The sequence below is a fragment of the Kordia algicida OT-1 genome (assembly GCF_000154725.1).
Taxonomy (GTDB): Bacteria; Bacteroidota; Bacteroidia; order Flavobacteriales; family Flavobacteriaceae; genus Kordia; species Kordia algicida.
Window position 1 is genome coordinate 1,746,155 of the sequence record NZ_DS544873.1, and the last position, 18,058, is coordinate 1,764,212.

The 18,058-nt window shown below is 33.8% G+C and carries 14 protein-coding genes; 7 read left to right on the plus strand and 7 right to left on the minus strand.

Annotated elements, in window-relative coordinates; genetic code table 11:
* Complete coding sequence (locus KAOT1_RS07365) at nt 1–1,458, plus strand: nicotinate-nucleotide adenylyltransferase (RefSeq protein ID WP_040559941.1); 1,458 nt, start codon at nt 1–3, stop codon at nt 1,456–1,458.
* 69 nt (nt 1,459–1,527) lie between these two features.
* On the opposite strand, the gene KAOT1_RS07370 is transcribed toward KAOT1_RS07365, so the two are convergent.
* Entirely contained in the window at nt 1,528–3,036 is a 1,509-nt protein-coding gene (locus KAOT1_RS07370) for a T9SS type A sorting domain-containing protein (protein WP_040559411.1), read from the minus strand.
* A 210-nt stretch (nt 3,037–3,246) separates the two neighbouring features.
* Between KAOT1_RS07370 and KAOT1_RS07375 the strand changes: the two genes are divergently transcribed.
* Complete coding sequence (locus KAOT1_RS07375; protein ID WP_007094133.1) at nt 3,247–3,729, plus strand: CIA30 family protein; 483 nt, start codon at nt 3,247–3,249, stop codon at nt 3,727–3,729.
* A 200-nt stretch (nt 3,730–3,929) separates the two neighbouring features.
* Here the strand turns inward: KAOT1_RS07375 and bcp are convergent, their stop codons facing one another.
* Nucleotides 3,930–4,391: a thioredoxin-dependent thiol peroxidase gene (gene bcp / locus KAOT1_RS07380; RefSeq protein WP_007094134.1), complete on the minus strand. Its 462-nt coding sequence runs from the start codon at nt 4,389–4,391 to the stop codon at nt 3,930–3,932.
* A 46-nt stretch (nt 4,392–4,437) separates the two neighbouring features.
* Between bcp and KAOT1_RS07385 the strand changes: the two genes are divergently transcribed.
* A complete protein-coding gene (locus tag KAOT1_RS07385) occupies nt 4,438–5,106 on the plus strand; it encodes an endonuclease III domain-containing protein (RefSeq protein ID WP_007094135.1) in 669 nt (222 codons plus the stop codon).
* Nucleotides 5,107–5,438: 332 nt separating this feature from the next.
* On the opposite strand, the gene KAOT1_RS07390 is transcribed toward KAOT1_RS07385, so the two are convergent.
* On the minus strand, nt 5,439–6,020 hold the full coding sequence (locus KAOT1_RS07390; RefSeq protein ID WP_007094137.1) for an RNA polymerase sigma factor: 582 nt from the start codon (nt 6,018–6,020) through the stop codon (nt 5,439–5,441).
* Nucleotides 6,021–6,325: 305 nt separating this feature from the next.
* On the opposite strand from KAOT1_RS07390, the gene uvrA reads away from it, so the two are divergent.
* The gene (gene uvrA, locus KAOT1_RS07395) at nt 6,326–9,106 is read left to right on the plus strand and encodes an excinuclease ABC subunit UvrA (RefSeq protein ID WP_007094138.1); all 2,781 of its coding nucleotides are present in this window, start codon (nt 6,326–6,328) and stop codon (nt 9,104–9,106) included.
* 15 nt (nt 9,107–9,121) lie between these two features.
* On the plus strand, nt 9,122–9,661 hold the full coding sequence (locus KAOT1_RS07400) for a hypothetical protein (RefSeq protein ID WP_007094139.1): 540 nt from the start codon (nt 9,122–9,124) through the stop codon (nt 9,659–9,661).
* A 164-nt stretch (nt 9,662–9,825) separates the two neighbouring features.
* Here KAOT1_RS07400 and KAOT1_RS07405 read toward each other — a convergent pair whose 3' ends face one another.
* Nucleotides 9,826–10,782 carry a DUF3667 domain-containing protein gene (locus tag KAOT1_RS07405; protein ID WP_007094140.1) on the minus strand — a complete coding sequence of 319 codons (957 nt, stop codon included), beginning with the start codon at nt 10,780–10,782 and terminating at the stop codon, nt 9,826–9,828.
* A gap of 169 nt (nt 10,783–10,951) precedes the next feature.
* Nucleotides 10,952–11,635 (minus strand): hypothetical protein, encoded by a 684-nt coding sequence (locus KAOT1_RS07410; RefSeq protein ID WP_007094141.1) that lies wholly within the window; start codon nt 11,633–11,635, stop codon nt 10,952–10,954.
* A gap of 225 nt (nt 11,636–11,860) precedes the next feature.
* Here KAOT1_RS07410 and KAOT1_RS07415 point away from each other — a divergent pair, with 225 nt between their 5' ends.
* Both KAOT1_RS07415 and KAOT1_RS07420 read left to right on the plus strand, forming a co-directional pair.
* Nucleotides 11,861–12,508 carry a hypothetical protein gene (locus KAOT1_RS07415; protein WP_007094142.1) on the plus strand — a complete coding sequence of 216 codons (648 nt, stop codon included), beginning with the start codon at nt 11,861–11,863 and terminating at the stop codon, nt 12,506–12,508.
* 385 nt (nt 12,509–12,893) lie between these two features.
* Nucleotides 12,894–14,123, plus strand: a complete 1,230-nt coding sequence (locus KAOT1_RS07420; RefSeq protein WP_007094143.1) for a hypothetical protein — start codon at nt 12,894–12,896, stop codon at nt 14,121–14,123.
* Nucleotides 14,124–14,200: 77 nt separating this feature from the next.
* On the opposite strand, the gene KAOT1_RS07425 is transcribed toward KAOT1_RS07420, so the two are convergent.
* Nucleotides 14,201–15,484 (minus strand): glycosyltransferase family 4 protein, encoded by a 1,284-nt coding sequence (locus KAOT1_RS07425; protein WP_007094144.1) that lies wholly within the window; start codon nt 15,482–15,484, stop codon nt 14,201–14,203.
* A 15-nt stretch (nt 15,485–15,499) separates the two neighbouring features.
* Nucleotides 15,500–18,001: a YfhO family protein gene (locus KAOT1_RS07430; RefSeq protein WP_007094145.1), complete on the minus strand. Its 2,502-nt coding sequence runs from the start codon at nt 17,999–18,001 to the stop codon at nt 15,500–15,502.
* Nucleotides 18,002–18,058: the final 57 nt, after the last annotated feature.

The following is an 18,058-nucleotide window of genomic DNA, read 5'->3' on the forward strand; positions in this document are numbered from 1 at the left end:
ATGGCTATTGTCTACAAAGGTGACACGAATATAGAAAATGTACCTTCTATCAAAGCGAAAGCATTACGAATTAATTTAAACAGTCAAATCTACGGAACATTTGCAGAAATTGGTGCTGGGCAAGAAACGGTTCGTCATTTTTTTAGGTCTGGTGGCGCTTCAGGTACCATTGCAAAGGCAATGAGTGCGTATGATAAAGACTTTAGTGATGCCATTTATGGCGTTGAAAGTGATCGTCGTTATGTGACGGAAGCACGTTTGAAAAAGATGCTTTCGCATGAAATGAAATTATTGGAAGATCGAATTCATCGTGAAAAACATCCTGATAAAATGTTCTTTTGCTTTGCCAATACGGTGGCAACGATTGATTTCGCTAAAAAATACAAAGGTCATGGTTGGATGGGAATTAAATATCAAATTGATCCATCGCAAGAATATAACGAAATTATTCTGCATGTTCGTTTCCATGAAAATGATGCAAAACTACAGCAAGAAACACTAGGAATTATGGGTGTAAACCTGATTCATGGTGCTTTTTATAAATACAACAATCCGAAACATTTACTAAAATATTTGTACGATCATATTGATAAAGATAAGATTGAGATTGATACGATAAATTTTTCTGGACCACAATTTGAAGAAGTCGATAACCGCTTAATGAGTTTGCAACTCTTGAAAAACGGCATGACAGAAGCCGTAATTTTTGGACCTGATGGAAATAATATCCTTCCTGCGCGTTTGCTTTACAAAAAGAATGTATTGGCACTTCGCGGAAGTTTTCGTCCTGTAACGAAGGTTAATATGGACATGTTTCAAAAATCGTATGATATTTTTATTCGTGAGAATAAGGTTGATGTCGATAAAACGGTAGTATTGTTTGAAATTACACTGTCTAACCTTCGTGCAGAAGGAGAAATTGACGAACAAGATTTTATGGACAGAGCACAATTGCTCGGTTCGCTTGGACAAACTGTGATGATTTCCAATTTTAAAGAATATTATCGTTTGGTAGAATATTTCTCCAACTATACAAAAGAACGTATGGCGTTGACTATGGGCGTTAATAATTTGGTTGACATTTTTGATGAGAAATATTATCGTCACGTAAGTGGTGGAATTTTGGAAGCGTTTGGAAAACTATTCTATAAAGATTTAAAAGTATACTTATATCCAATGCGTCGTAAGGAAACGGGCGAATTGGTAAATAGCAATAACTTAAAAGTACATCCACGAATGAAAGAATTGTATAAATTCTTTAAATACAACGGAAAAGTGGTTGATATTTTTGACTTTGATAATAGCATTTTAGATATTTTCTCTAGAAAAGTACTAAAAATGATTGCAGATAACGAAGAAGGTTGGGAAGAAATGTTACCTGATGGAGTCGCAAAAATCATTAAAGAGAAAAACTTGTTTGGGTATTTACAACAAAACGAATTGATTGAAAATAAATAGTATAAAAAAAGCTCCTTTTCAGGAGCTTTTTTTATGTCTTGTCTTTAAAACTAAATTTTTTAATCTTGCTTATTGTCGTACCAATCTTCTGGTAACAAGAGTTTCTTCAACTGTTTTAATTTTTAGAATGTAAACGCCACTAGGTAAATTAGAAATATCTAAAGTTGCTTTATTTTCCATGTCTTTCGTGAATATTTTTTTCCCTTCTAAATTAAAAAGACTGATTTCGTCTAATCGTACATTTTCATTAAAAATAATGGTTCCGCCTGAAGGATTTGGATAGAAAACAACCGCATTTTTATGCAATAAAGTATCTTCTACACTAAGTACAGGCTTGAATTCATACGTACGCACATGACCTGAATTTGAGCCATTTGCATCATTATTTATTGCAGAAACAGCTAGAAATGTTCCATCATTGCTCAAACTCACTCTGTAACCTGATTTGTCACCTTCGGCTTCTCCTTCAATATCAGTTCCTATTTGTTCCCAAATAGTATTCTCGTATTTATATACTTCTACATATCCGGCATTGTTTCCACTTCCATCGTTATTTATTCCAGAAACAGCTAGCACAGTACCATTATCATTTAAACTTGAAGAATAACCAAAGAGATCGCCTGCAGCTTCTCCGTAAATATCACTTCCTAGTTGTGTCCAAGTGTTATTTATATATCTATAAATGCTTATATATCCGGAATTGCTTCCATTATCGTCGTTAAATGGTGCTCCAATGGCTACCGTAGTTCCATCATCATTTAAACTTACAGACCAACCAAAATTATCTAGATCGGATCTTCCTAGAATATCACTTCCCACTTGTGTCCAAGCATTATTATCATATCGATATATTTTTACTTGACCTGTATTGGAACCATTTGCATCATTAAATGGTGCCGCAATGGCGATGATACTTCCATCAGAACTTATACTCAATCTTCTTCCAAAATAATCAAATTCTGCATCACCATAAATGCTATTTCCAAGTTGCGTCCAAGTTCCATTTACATTTTCAAATACGCGTACATGACCTGCAGAATCATTTCCATTGTTATCGTGATAGCTCGCTCCGATAGCCACAATATTTCCATCACTACTTAAATCAATCGCTTCTCCAAATTGATTTCCAAAAGCTTCTCCTAGAATATCATTTCCTATTTGTGACCAAGTACCGTTTATGTTTTCAAAGATTTTTACTTGTCCTGCATTAAAAAAATTAGCGTCATTTCCACTAGCACCAACAGCAATGACACTTCCGTCATCACTTATGGCAACAGCTTTTCCCATAAAATTCTCTGTAGCATCACCATCAATATCACTTCCAATCTGCGTCCAAACATTTGCATTTTTTCCATATACACGTACATGTCCAGATTCATTTCCGTTTCCATCATTTCGTGTAGCTCCAATTACAACAGTATTTCCATCAGCACTTAACGCCATAGACCAACCCGATTTATCATCGGCGGCTTCACCATCAATATCATCACCTATTTGTTGAAAGTCGAAGTCTTGAGAGTAGCCTGTAAAAAAGGTAGTTACTAGAAGCAACGGTAAGAGAAATATCTTTTTTTTCATATCAATTATTCCTATCACAACAAACAATGCTGTGATTGATTTATAAAGTTTTATGAGGGAATTGAAAATAGGTTTTATATTTCTGAAAAGTAATCAATAATTTCTGCTCTTCAAAAAAATCTAAAAAGATATTCTTGTAATTACTCGAAGTAATGCTTTGCAGGAAAACTTGTTCTGTTTTTTTATGTTTATTTTTGTAAAAAATAAGAGATGACACTATTCGATTTTACTAAAACCAAAGATATTTCCAATTGGTATGTTGTGAATGATAGCGTTATGGGCGGATTATCAGAAGGAAAATTTAGCCTAAATGAAGCTGGAAATGGTGTTTTTGAAGGAAACGTTTCGCTAGAAAATAATGGTGGCTTCTCCTCTATTCGTTATGAAATTGGCAACACCGATATTTCAGGAAAAGAAACGGTTTGTATTCGCCTGAAAGGTGATGGAAAAAAATATCAATTTCGCTTGAAGCAAAACAAAGATGATCGACATTCATACATTTCTATTTTTCAAACTTCAGGTGATTGGGAAACGATTGAAATTCCGTTAAATACTTTATATCCTACTTTTCGCGGTAAAAAGTTAGATATAGGAAATTTTTCTGCAAATTACATGGAGATGCTTGGTTTTTTGATTGGGAATAAGACGAAAGAACGTTTTCTATTGGAATTGGATTATATTAGGTTGAAGTAGCGATTAAAGTCAAGAAGTAAGATTGCTTCACTTTTAGAATCTAGAACTTTTAAAATAAAAAACAGACTCCACTAAAATGCAAAGTCTGTAAGTATATTTTTAAAAGTATTTCTAAAACTCGTCGTTTCAAAGAAGTTCTCGATACAACGAATCACAGATTCGTCACTCGAACAGACGATTGAGGTTTTCAAATCTTCAAATTATTCAACCAACGCCAAAATCTGCGCTGCATGATCTTTCGTTTTCACTTTATCAATTACATGATCTACCACACCATTTTCATTGACTAAGAAGGTTTTACGGTGAATTCCATCATAGATTTTTCCCATGAATTTCTTTTCGCCCCAAACTCCAAAAGCTTCAATCACTTCTTTGTTTTCGTCTGCTAATAGTGGAAAAGGAAATTCGTATTTATTCTTAAAATTTGTTTGTCTTCTTTCTGAATCGGCACTCACACCTAACAACTCAAAACCTTTGTTTTGTAATTCCGCATAATTGTCTCTTAAATTACAAGCTTCCGCCGTACAACCTGGCGTACTTGCTTTAGGATAAAAGAAAACAATCAGTTTTTTTCCTGCGTAATCTGATAAGGAAACTGCATTTCCATCTTGATCGTTTACGGTAAAATCTGGCACTTTGTCTCCTATTTTTAATGTATTCATAGCGTATCGTTTAATATTGTTTATTTTTGTTCAAAAATACTGAAAAATGACTAAACAAGAAAAGGTTCAGTTTGTAATTGATACACTTGAGAAAATTTACCCTGAAATACCTATTCCGCTTGACCATAAAGATCCGTATACGTTATTAATTGCGGTGTTAATGTCTGCACAAAGTACCGATGTACGCGTGAATCAGATTACGCCTTTATTGTTTGAACGCGCAGATAATCCGTATGATATGATTAAGCTTTCAGTAGAAGAAATAAGAGATATCATTCGTCCTGTAGGCTTGTCTCCTATGAAATCGAAAGGAATTCACGGATTGTCACATATTTTGATTGACAAACACAACGGAGAAGTTCCAAGAACGCTAGAAGAATTGGAAGAATTGCCTGCGGTTGGACATAAAACAGCAAGTGTTGTGATTAGTCAAGCCTTTGGAATTCCTGCATTTCCCGTAGATACGCATATTCACAGACTCATGTATCGTTGGAATTTATCAAACGGGAAAAATGTGGTTCAGACAGAAAAAGATGCCAAACGCTTGTTTCCAAAAGAAAAATGGAATGATTTACACTTACAAATTATATGGTATGGTAGAGAATATTGTCCTGCAAGAGGTTGGGATTTAGACAACGATATCATCACCAAAACGATTGGACGAAAATCTGTGATTAATGATTATATGAAGCTTCAGGCGAAGAAAATGAAGTAATTTGTTGTGTGACTATTCAATTAAAAATCATAAAATCAAGCAATCATTTAATATTTTAATTCTTAAATCTATAAATTGAGCGAAGCGAAAGCAAAAAACGAAAAAGACCCGCAGCTAACGAGTCTTTTTTCCAAAGTTTAGTTGAGAAGCGTTTCAAACTTCATCCTTTTGTAATTAATAACACTTAAAGCTTTCGAATAGTTCAATAAGAAACTTATCGTTTCCTTTTTAGGTAACATTTTTTTCATTTCAGATGAACTCTTAGTGTAATTTTTTGCCATACGGTCGTTTTTTATTTAAAATAACAACGCATGGAATTCTGTTTTATTGCATTAGTTCGTTAAAACTATATTATGTTTGTCAATTACCTTTCTCAAATTGATTAATGCATAGCGCATTCTTCCCAAAGCAGTATTGATACTAACACCTGTTTTTTCTGAGATTTCTTTAAAGCTCAAATCTTGGTACATACGCATCAATAGTACTTCTTTTTGATCGGCTGGCAATTCGTCAACTAAGCGACGAACATCACGTTCTACTTGATTTTTAATGATTTTCTTTTCGACATTTAAATCCGTATCACTCAATACTGAAAAAATATTAAAATCACCATTATTATCATACTTTGGCATTCTATTATTCTTTCTAAAATGGTCAATGACCAAGTTATGAGAAATACGCATTACCCAAGGTAAAAATTTTCCTTCCTCATTATAATTTCCTTTTTTTAAAGTTCGAATAACCTTAATAAAAGTATCTTGAAAAATGTCTTCTGTGATATCTCTATCTAACACTTTAGAGTATATAAAGCTGTATATTCGCTGCTTATGACGTTCAATCAATACGCCTAAAGCGCACTCGTCACCTTTAATGTAATTAGATACCAACACTGAATCTTGCAGAATCTGTTTCATAGCATTACTTTTTTACTTGATTATTATCGAGGCTGATAATATTTCCGATGTTTTTAAAAAAAGTATTTTTATGCTATACGCAGATGTTTTTGTAGTTTTTGTGAGAAACCAAATATAGTGACATTCGTTAAAAAAATGCAAATAAAATTCAATATTTTAACATTTTCGTTGAATTTACTGCGTTCAAACGCTATTTTAGAATTGTCAATATAAGATAAATCTTATAATTCTCTCATCATTCTTTACTATAAATACATTTTATTTCGACACTGAAAAGCAGTATCTTTGCAATTATTTTTTTTCCAATGACACAAGATCTCGCAACTGTAAATCCAAAAGAAAACATCATTATTAAAGGTGCAAAATTGCACAACCTAAAAAATATTGACGTGGTAATTCCGCGAAATAAATTGGTTGTGATTACAGGACTTTCGGGTTCTGGAAAATCAAGTTTGGCTTTTGACACCTTGTATGCAGAAGGACAACGACGCTATGTAGAGAGTTTGTCTTCGTATGCGCGACAGTTTTTAGGACGTTTGCACAAACCTAAAGTAGATTATATTAAAGGAATTGCACCTGCGATTGCCATTGAACAAAAGGTAAACTCTACCAACCCGCGTTCTTCGGTTGGAACTACTACTGAGATTTACGATTATTTAAAATTGTTGTATGCACGCATTGGAAAAACAATTTCGCCAATTTCTGGTAAAGAAGTAAAAAAACATACCGTTTCTGATGTCATTAATTATGTAAAAGCATTTGACGAGCGAAGTAAATTATTGTTATTAGCTCCAATTACCATTCCTGAAGATCGCAGTGCGTTTCATACCATCAAAGTATTGGCACAACAAGGCTATGCGCGAATCAAGAAGAACAACGAAGTATTACGTATTGATGAAATAAACGAAGATTTTACAGAAGATTTTTCTTTGGTCATTGATCGTATTGTGGTTTCACATGATGAAGATTTCTACAATCGTTTAGCTGATGCTGTACAAACAGCGTTTTTTGAAGGAAAAGGCGAATGTTATATTGAAACGATCAACGATCAAAACATACAGCATTTTAGCAATAAATTTGAGTTGGACGGCATGAAATTCCTCGAACCAAATATTCACTTATTCAGTTTCAACAATCCTTATGGCGCTTGTCCAAAATGTGAAGGTTATGGCGATGTTATTGGAATTGACGCCGATTTAGTGATTCCAAACACAGGACTTTCTGTTTATGAAAACGCAATTTTTCCTTGGCGTGGCGAAAGCATGAGTTATTACAGAAATGAATTGGTAAACAATGCATATAAATTCGATTTTCCAATTCACAAACCATGGTTTGAACTTACTGAAGCGCAAAAGAAACTCGTTTGGGATGGAAATAAATATTTTGAAGGATTGCATCAGTTTTTTGCGTTTCTTGAAGAAAAAAGCTATAAAATTCAGAATCGTGTGATGCTTTCGCGTTACCGCGGAAAAACCAAATGTTCCGTTTGTGAAGGGAAACGATTGCGTCCAGAAGCTAATTATGTAAAAATTGGTGGAAAAACCATTACAGATTTAGTCGTCATGCCTTTAAACGAACTGATTGTATTTTTTGATGAATTACAACTTAGCGAGCACGACGCGCAAATCGCAAAACGTTTGTTAAAAGAAATTAAAAATCGTTTGTTATTCTTAACCAATGTCGGTCTGGATTATTTAACCTTAAATCGTAAATCCAATTCGTTATCTGGTGGAGAATCGCAACGTATCAATCTAGCAACTTCGTTGGGAAGTAGCTTGGTCGGTTCTATGTATATTTTAGATGAACCAAGTATTGGACTGCATCCAAAAGACAGCGAACGCCTGATAAAAGTATTACTATCCTTGCGCGATTTAGGAAATACGGTAATTGTCGTAGAACACGATGAAGATATTATGCATGCTGCCGATGAAATCATCGATATTGGTCCGGAAGCAGGAACACATGGTGGAAATGTTGTCGCTTTTGGTAATTATGAAAATATTTTAAAAGCTGATTCGCTTACCGCAAAATACCTCAACAAAACGATGGAAATTGAAGTTCCGAAAAAACGGAGAACTTCCAATCAATTTATCAAAGTTGTGGGTGCACGCGAGAACAATCTTAAAAATATTGACGTGACGTTTCCGCTGAACATGCTTACCGTTGTTACGGGCGTTTCTGGAAGTGGAAAAAGTTCATTAGTCAAAAAAATAGTATATCCTTCTATGCTGAAAGAAACAGGCGGTTATGGCGAAAAACCAGGTCAGTTTACCAAACTAGAAGGAAAATACAGCAATGTCAAACATATTGAATTTGTAGATCAGAATCCTATTGGACGTTCTTCGCGCTCCAATCCTGTAACATATATCAAAGCATATGATGATATCAGAGCCTTATATGCAAGTCAGAAGTTATCTAAAATAAGAAACTACAAAACCAAGCATTTTTCTTTTAATGTTGATGGCGGACGTTGCGAAACCTGTAAAGGTGAAGGACAAGTTACGATTGAAATGCAATTTATGGCAGATGTGCATTTGGAATGTGAAACCTGTGGCGGAAAACGTTTTAAGAAAGAAGTACTTGAAGTTACTTTTGAAGGAAAAAATATCGACGATATTTTAACAATGACTATTGATGACGCGATGGAATTTTTCACAAAACATGAGCAGAAAAAAATATATCGCAAACTAAAACCATTGCAAGATGTTGGTTTGGGTTATGTGACGTTGGGACAAAGTTCTTCGACGCTTTCTGGTGGAGAAGCACAACGTATCAAGCTTGCATCGTTTTTGGTAAAAGGAAATACGAAAGAAAAGGCATTGTTTATTTTTGACGAACCAACAACAGGTTTGCATTTTCACGATATTAAAAAATTACTGGCTTCTTTTGATGCTTTGATTGAAAAAGGACATTCTATTATTGTGGTAGAACATAATATCGAATTGATAAAATGTGCCGATTATATCATTGATTTAGGTCCGGAAGGTGGAAAAAATGGTGGAACATTGGTTGCATCAGGAACACCTGAAGAAATTGTAAAAAATAAAAAATCGTTTACAGGAACATATCTCAAAGAAAAATTATAAAACTTTGTTTGATTGATGGATCCTGAAAAAGAATTGCAACGCATTTCCGATCAACATAACGGCGAGTTTACGGTTGAAGAATCAATTGTTGAAGGTGATTCTGGTAGTCAACTTAATTTTGTAAAGTATCATCTAAAAATGATTCATAACGATGCTTCTCTTGTAATTGTATATGATTTTGGGAATTACATCATTGCTACGTATACAATTAATATTCAAAATATTAAAAATGCTCCAGAATTTAATTTTTCTACCATCGATCATTTTACCAAGCTAATTTTATTGAAAAATCAACACTGGAAACTCCGCTGCAAAGCGACATATCTAAAGGAAAAAATTGAAATCCTATTTAGAAAACATCAACTCGATCAATTGATGCAACGTACAGCATTTGAACCGACCATAAAAGGCATGCAAATGCCAGATTCTTATAAAATTCACACTACTTTTTCTTTAAACTTTGAAGAAAACACAAAAAGCATACAGACTATCTTTTCATTTCATAAAGAGCTGATTGATACGTTAAAAGAAAAATTTCAATCGTTTAGAAAGTAGGGAAAAATCTACTTGGACTGTTTTAGATATAACGAAGCTGATTTTTTATTGGTTAGTTGAATATCAAACCCAAACCGTTTCCAAGCATACGAAACGGTTTTTTTATGTTTTTAAATCTTATTTTCTGAGGAAACAACTTTAAAAAAGAAGCTTCTGAATACAGATTAATACAAGAAAAACGATACAACCCACAACATGACAAACGTAACAGGAATTACGAATATCAAATAGATAAACGATAAAATACAAGTCTTAAAAAAAGTTTTGATATATCCTTGTTCATAAAAACGTTTCAAACTTATAATAAGGTAAAAGAACGTGGAAGCGATAATGAGAAAGTCTATCCAATCTGGAATGTCAATAATATAATTTGCTAAAATTAGGATACTTGAAGCCAAAAACATAAAGGCAAAATAGTAGAAACTAAATACCATATGGTGCGCAAATCGTCCACGTTTTCTGTAGAGAATTCTTAATAAGAACGCAAAAATTGGAATCAGGAAAAACATCGAAATCGGAATCGTGTCTAAAAATGCTTTTAGAATTCCAACTCCTCTATTCTCTCTAAATTTTATGATTTGTTTCCCCACAAATTTTGCAAACCAACCATCAGAATCTTTGTAGCCCAGCGCTTTGAGTTTTACATCTGTACTTGCATTTGCCCTCGTTAATGAGTCTAAAACTTTAGTATCAAAGTTAAAGCCTAACATACTTCCTTTTACGTTATTACTTTTATTTTTTGACGATTTTTTAGAAAGCGAATCTTTTCCTTTTAAGTTATTTGCCATTTCTTGTATCACCAAACTATCTTTACCTTCCATTTTGGCGGCTTGTATTTCCAAAGCTTGCTGTATAGAATCGCGAATTCGATTTGTTTCATTAATTATAGCTTGTTCTTTTCCAAACGAATCACGCAAGCCTTTTTCAAATTCTTTTTGTGCATTTCGAGTAGATACTGAAAAAATAAAGAAGAACACAATAGAAGCGAATAAGTAGAATTGCGCCGGATGCAAATACATTAATCGTTTTCCGCTTACGTATTGTTTTGCTAAAAAACCAGGACGCAAAAGCAACGGAATGAAACTCCTGAAAAATCGTGCATCTACCGAAAAGTAGTTCATAATTGTATTATGAAACAACAATCGCATGCTCAATTTATCATCAACTTTCTGCCCGCAATTTGGACAAAAGTTATGATATTGAGTCAATTGATACTCACAATTTGAGCAATTTTTACTTGGAGAGGACATACTATTGGTTGGCATATTGGTTGTACAAAGATGCTAAATTCTATTCACAATTGGCAAGTATGTTATCTATAAATTTGTAATAATCTAGTAAGAGTTTTTGTTTCATTAAAAGGACACGCCAATTATTCATAAACTTGTTAGTTTCTTCTAGATTGGAAGTAAAATCTGCTTGAAAAAAATCATTTTTCCATACTTCTGTTTTTCCATTTACTTCCTTTTGAAGTTGATAATACGTCTCTATAGCTGTGAGACATTCAAAGTCTGTAATTGACAAATAATTGGTTTGCTTATAAGAATTCCAAACGATATCAGATAAATTTCTTCCCATTAAACCTGCTTCAATGTTAAAATCAAAATCTCCATGTAGTTTGATCTTAGTTTCATCTACAGCAGTGAACGAATCATAAGTAAAGACTTTTTCCGTATTTTTCTTAAAGCTCTCTAGCGAATCTTTATGAATAATGAGATTCATTTCTTCGTTTAAATTAGATAAAATATATCCAACAGGTTCATATTTTTCAGAAAGTCGTTCATTAAATTCCTTCAGTAATTTATAATTATCCTTCAGTTCACTTTCTACTTGTTTTAATGCATTTTCTTTAGCATTATACAACCTATTACTTTCAAAAAAACTCGTGATATACAAACCAGCAATAATACCAACCATTGTGGATATGAGTGTGACAAACCACGGATTATTCAAACTTATTTTTCTCTTTCCCATAAAATATTTGCTTAAAAAACTTTGATAGTATTAGTCAAAAAAAATAAAAAACGTTACACATTTTCTTCTCTTTTTAAAAAATTTCTCAAAAAAAGCGATTCAAAACAACTCTTAAAACACTGATAAACAGATTGCTATATTTTTGGCACGCAAATTGGTTTTAATAACAACAAATAGCGCACGCCGAAAAGCTTACGAGTAGGCATAACCCTAAAAGTACACAATATGAAAAACTTTTATCTTTTATTTGTAGGATTGTTACTTAGTGTAACTTCTACACAGGCAAATGTAATTAGCGACCAAACACACGGAAGCGAAAATGGGTTAACCAATCGCTATCGTTACGCACAACCAATTCAGTTTGTAGAACGAGGTGTTGAATTTTTTGTTTTCCTTAATGGAGAATTCGATTTTAACACACATCCTGTTACTTACAGACGAACGCGAAGAAGCTCTGTAAACGTTACCTTTGGTGCGCCAGGAGTAAGAACCAAAGGAACTGTTAGAAACACTCGAAATATTGGTGTTCGAGTAGAACACGATTTTAACGGTAGAGTTCGAAGAATTGGAAATTTATTTATCAATTATGACAGACTTGGTAGAGTAAAAAGAATTGGCTCTATATACATGCGTTACCACAACAGACATGGAAAAATTAAGCAAATCGGTGGCTTGCGTTTAAAGTATAACCGTTGGGGAAGATTAGTTAGACAATTTGGAACCATAAAACCAATTGTAAATGGTACCATAAATCATGGAAATGTACACATTGATGATGATTTTGATAACGGACATGATTTTCCAGCTAATGATGATGACTTATACTATTACAGAAAAAATGATAGTGGAAAGAAATTAAAAAAGCAGAAATAAATTCTTTTAAATTCTAATAACACAAAACCTCGTGAACCTTTTCAGGATTTCACGAGGTTGTTTTTTTATAGTATAAAGAAAACGCTCCAATTATTTCTTCGCCATTTTTTGTATTACAATCCATAAAGAGCCAACTAAACTACAAAATTTAATTTCACATCAAACGATTATAACTAAACTTCTTTATGTGATTATAACACGTACATAGCACTACTATATCGGCAACTAAAGTAGTTATTTACAACTACTTTCCATTATGGCAAAACCATACTTTATGGCGGTTATTTTGCTCATATTTAGAATTTATGCGCAACCTAAAAAGTAAATTCCTATTTTTTTGGCACACTGTTTGGTTAGTATTAAGAGAACATTAAAACTATACGTTATGAAAAAAATACTAATAGCACTCACAGGATTGTTTTTCTTGGTAGCACAAACTGCCGAAGCAAAACGGACAACTACTTCAAATAGATTAAATGAATCAATTTCATTTGTAGAAGATGGCATTACATTTTCTGTGTATGACGATGGAGAGTTTGACTTTTTTATCAATCGTTTGCACACAGGCGTAAGCGCTAATATAAATGCAGCAGGACTTAGTATTAGTTTTAATTCTGGATATGATTACAATCCGTATGTTCAGTATGATGATTATGGAGCAATTATTCAAATAGAAAACACACCTATTTTTTACGATTATTACGGGAGAGTTTTTAGAATTGGACAAGTAAATCTTAATTATGATGGATTTGGAAATTTAGTACAAGTTGGTGGATTATTCATTTACTATGATTCGTTATTACGATTCTCACACACCAGAGGTTATATCAATACTTTTAACAGGTTTCACAGACGTACCGCGTTTTACAATGATGTATTCTACAGACCAAACATTGGTTTTTGTGTAGTAAGTGTTCGTCCATATAGAAGATTTTACACGCCAATTCGCTATACATTCTGTAGTCCATATTACAACAATTACAGATACCGTTATGCAAGAGCAAGAGTTGGACATGTATACCACAGTGCCGCACGCGTAAATACAAACAGACGAAATGTATACAGAAACAACCGTCGTGTAACTCGCAGAAATGATGCTGCTATATACAATACGAGAAGAACCGTAACACGTACCAATACTAACACAAGAAATACACGTACCGCTGTAACAACTCGTAACAATACTAGAAATCAAACAACTCGTGCAAACACGCGTAACAATAATATAAGAAGTACAACGAGAAATAACACACGTAACAACACACGATTAAGTGGTGTACGAAGCAATAACAACAATACGAGAGCGAATACAAGATCGACTCGTGGCAACAACGTTCGTTCTAACAACAATAATACAAGAGCAAACACTAGATCGACTCGTGGAAATACCACAAGAGCTGTAAAGCCAACAAGATCAACAAGAAATAACAGTTCTGTGCGTAATAACAGTAGTTCTAACAGACGATCTGTTGTAAGACCACAAAGAAATAGTTCTTCGAGAGCTACAAGATCAACTCGTTCAACACAAAGAAAATCTGCAACACAACGTTCTAGCCGATCTTCACAAAGAAAAGCGACAAACAGCAGACAAAGAAATTCTAGAAAAAGAAATTAAAATTTAGTTGTATTAGTTATAAAAATGAACCTTACTTGATGTAAAAATTGAGTAAGGTTTTTTCGTTAAAAGTCGTATTATAGTTTGTGCAATACTTCGGCTAACTTTTTTGTCAACGCTTTGCGCGAATACTGTTGCAATCCAATTGGTGAAACTTTCAATTGTTGTTTCTTATATGCTTCGTAATACGCTACAATTTGTGTTTTGAGTTTCGCTTTATGAGTATATAAAAAGTAAGTTCCTGTATTAGTCTCTTGAATGATCTTTGCAATATCTGCATCTTTTGGACCAATTCCAATAATCGGTCGTTCGGCTGCCATGTATTCGAACAATTTTCCTGCAATGATTCCCTTTGTTTTTTCGGCATCAATTTCAATAACCAATAAAATTTGCGAAGCGCGTTGTAATTGCAATGCTTTTTGATGCGAAACATAGCCAAAATATGTTGTGTAATCACTCAAACCAACTGCTTCAATTTTTCGTTGAATTCGTTCACTAACGACTCCTGCAAACTGCAACTGAACATCGCTTGCAAAAGCTTCATTCTCTTGAATTAATTCCGCCAACACTTCCCACAAAATTTCAGGATTTCGCTCAGAAAGTAACGAACCAATATGTGAAATCGTAAACTTTTCGTCCATTATTGTTGTTGGATACTTTTCTACATCATATCCGTTGGTAATTACTTCAATTGGTTGTTGTGTCAAACAAGAAAATTCTTTTTTCGTAGTAAAACTTGTCGTAACAATTTGATCGGCAGTCTGTAAAACCTCAGCTTCCAACTTTTTATGTTTTGCTTGTGATTTTTTCGTCAATTTCAATTGATCGTGATATCCAATCGTTGTCCACGGATCTCTAAAATCAGCCAACCATTTAATATTTAGACTTTTACGAAGTTTTAATCCTATTAAATGCAAACTATGTGGCGGACCTGTTGTAATAATTGTATCAATCGCATTTTCGGTCAAATACGTTTTTAAGTATGCTACCGAAGGTTTTATCCAATATTTTCGTGCATCAGGAATAAAGAAATTTCCACGAATGTAGAGTAATAACTTTTCGATAAAAGTTTGCTTTTCTTTGGCAATAATTCCCTTGCTAATTTTCTTCGTTTTCTTTTTTGAAAACAAATTTGCAATCGCATACGGTTCAAAAATCGATTGTTTTAAAACGGTAATATCTTCTGGAATATCTTCTGAGAACGTTTCGTCCAACATCGGATAATTGGGATTTTTAGGTACAAACAATATAGGTTCAATATCAAAATTACGCAGATATTTTACGAATTTTAACCAACGTTGCACGCCTGGTCCACCAGCAGGCGGCCAATAATATGAAACAATGACGACTTTTTTAGCCATAATTTTAGGGGATCATTATGCTTCTTTGACTTCTTTCCTTCGCTTGTATTCATAATACAAACCTGCAACAATCAACAACATTAACAACACTGAACTTATCAACGAAATCGAAATTCCTTTTTCTACTACTGTAGGCTCAAATTTAAAATCGATCGTATGTTGTCCCGCAGGAACTTCCAATCCTCTTAAAATATAATTAACACGATAATGTGGCACTAATTTTCCATCAATATACGCATTCCATCCGTGTGGATAATGAATTTCAGAGAATACTGCAAAGCCAGCTTCTGAGTTTTTAGAAGTATAGGTCAATGCATCTGGTTTGTATGCGGTTAATTCTATGTTTGCTAAAGAATCTTTTTTGTAGGTTTCTTGTAAATTATTGGTAGCTTCTTGTCCGCTGCGAACTACCGCTTCATTTTTTGTGTTCAATCCAAAAAGAGACAACATTTCATCATCTGCTTTTTCAACAAAATTTAGTTTTTCTACAAACCAAGCGTTTCCGTTAGGATACGGATTCAACATTGCCACTGCTCCTGCTCCAGCTTGATCTTGTTCGCCTTCTAAATCTTTAATAATATATTTTACATTCAACATGTTTATAATGTTGACGTTTCGCGCATTTACTTCAAACTTTCCATTTCCATGATCTAAATAAAAATCATATACTTCTTGAAATTGTCTTGGTTTTGCAGCATGATATCCGCCAAGTGTATTGTGAAAATATGCCGTACGTGAATTTGCCAATCGCAATCGAGGTTCAAAAACTCTGTAATGACCTTTATCTTTTAAAATTTGCTTGTCTACTTCTAAAGTTCTATACGGATTTTCAAACTGTGCTTTGCTTACATATAAATCACCATCGTCATAAACGTAACGAGTTGCTACACCAACCAAATCGAATAGAAGCAATCCTGCAATTACAATAATAACGACATTTTCTTTTACCTTTTCTTTGATAAAAGCTAACAAAACTCCTGCAGTTAATAGAATAAGAATTAACGAACGAATTCCATCTTTTGTCAATATTGCCGCACGATCTTCACGAATGATTTCCATGAATTCTGGTCCAAACACAGCTTGTTCATAATATGCATCATTCAATCCTGTAAAGTCAAATAAAGACGATTTAAAAGCAATCAAAAACAAAATAATTCCACCGATGATTCCTGTACTTATATACAAAGCGGTTGCTGCTTGTTTTCTTTTTTCTGCTAAAAATTCTTTCTTAAATAATTGCGCCAATGCTAACACTCCCAAAATAGGAATACACAATTCTAGAATAACTTGTATGGACGAAACTGCTCTAAACTTTCCGTATAACGGGAAATAATCAATCATAAAATCTGTGAGGAAATTTAGGTTTTTCCCCCATGATAAAAGCAATGACATGACAATTCCGCCAACGAGCCACCATTTTGCACGATTTTTCACTAAAAACAATCCGAGCAATGCCAAAAAGATAATCACGGCTCCAACATACGCTGGCGCTGCAACAATAGGTTGTTGTCCCCAATAACTTGGTATGTTTCTAACAATTTCCCTAGCTTGTCCTGCTGGAATGTTTCGTTGCAATAAAAATTTATATGACTTGGAATTGGTTCCAAAATCTTCAGAATTTCCTCCACCCATAAATCGCGACATAAGTATGTTGAAGGTTTCCATTTTACCATAACTATATTCGGTAATATATTCTTTAGAAAGTCCTTGGCGTTCCTTTTTAGAACCATCTGGATTGATGGTCAATTCACTTTTTCCACGAATACTCCAATCAGCATATTCCTTTGTGGTTAACAGACTTGCTCCATTTACACCAATACTGAGTACCACGGCAACGGATAACAATCCGGCAGTTTTAAAGAAATGTGGCAACTCTTTTTCTTGAAATGCTTTTACCAAATACACCAAGCCAAGAATTACAACCAACAACATTAAATAATAGGTCATCTGCGGATGCGACGTCATAATTTCTAATGACATGGCGACTGCGGTAAGTAAAAATCCCCAGACGTATTTCCGCTGAAACGTGAGCAAAATTCCTGATAAAACCAACGGAAAGTAAGCAATTGCATGTGCTTTTGCGTTGTGACCAACGCCAATAATTATGATGAAATAGGTAGAAAAGCCAAAGGCGACAGCGCCCAAAATGGCGAGTTTCCAATTGACTTTCATCACGAGCAACAGTATATAAATCCCAAGAAAATAAAGAAATAAATAATCTGCCGGACGCGGTAAAAATCGCAGTGTACGATCTAATGTTTTGATATATGAATGTGGGTAACGCGCTCCTAAAAGATACGTTGGCATTCCGCCGTAAGCGCTATCTGTCCAATACAATTCTTCTCCCGTTGCTTTGCGAAAATCATTTTGTTTTTTTGCCATTCCCGCATATTGGACAATATCTTGTTGCTGAATTTTTTTCCCTTGTACTACAGGATAGAAATAAGCCAATGACATTAAAACAAATAATAATAATGCGACGATGTGAGGAATTATTTTTTTAAGATCGAAATTCACTTGATGTATTTTTTAGCATGTAAAGATTAAAAAGCAATATACTAAACCTTTTCTGAA

Bases quoted from the DNA above. Each gene is read 5' to 3' on its own strand.
- KAOT1_RS07365 (WP_040559941.1), top strand. From the start codon at position 1: ATGGCTATTGTCTACAAAGGTGACACGAATATAGAAAATGTACCTTCT.
- KAOT1_RS07420 (WP_007094143.1), top strand. From the start codon at position 12,894: ATGAAAAAAATACTAATAGCACTCACAGGATTGTTTTTCTTGGTAGCA.
- KAOT1_RS07375 (WP_007094133.1), top strand. From the start codon at position 3,247: ATGACACTATTCGATTTTACTAAAACCAAAGATATTTCCAATTGGTAT.
- KAOT1_RS07405 (WP_007094140.1), bottom strand. From the start codon at position 10,782: ATGAACTACTTTTCGGTAGATGCACGATTTTTCAGGAGTTTCATTCCG.
- KAOT1_RS07385 (WP_007094135.1), top strand. From the start codon at position 4,438: ATGACTAAACAAGAAAAGGTTCAGTTTGTAATTGATACACTTGAGAAA.
- KAOT1_RS07390 (WP_007094137.1), bottom strand. From the start codon at position 6,020: ATGAAACAGATTCTGCAAGATTCAGTGTTGGTATCTAATTACATTAAA.
- uvrA (WP_007094138.1), top strand. From the start codon at position 6,326: ATGACACAAGATCTCGCAACTGTAAATCCAAAAGAAAACATCATTATT.
- KAOT1_RS07410 (WP_007094141.1), bottom strand. From the start codon at position 11,635: ATGGGAAAGAGAAAAATAAGTTTGAATAATCCGTGGTTTGTCACACTC.
- KAOT1_RS07370 (WP_040559411.1), bottom strand. From the start codon at position 3,036: ATGAAAAAAAAGATATTTCTCTTACCGTTGCTTCTAGTAACTACCTTT.
- KAOT1_RS07425 (WP_007094144.1), bottom strand. From the start codon at position 15,484: ATGGCTAAAAAAGTCGTCATTGTTTCATATTATTGGCCGCCTGCTGGT.
- KAOT1_RS07415 (WP_007094142.1), top strand. From the start codon at position 11,861: ATGAAAAACTTTTATCTTTTATTTGTAGGATTGTTACTTAGTGTAACT.
- KAOT1_RS07400 (WP_007094139.1), top strand. From the start codon at position 9,122: ATGGATCCTGAAAAAGAATTGCAACGCATTTCCGATCAACATAACGGC.
- bcp (WP_007094134.1), bottom strand. From the start codon at position 4,391: ATGAATACATTAAAAATAGGAGACAAAGTGCCAGATTTTACCGTAAAC.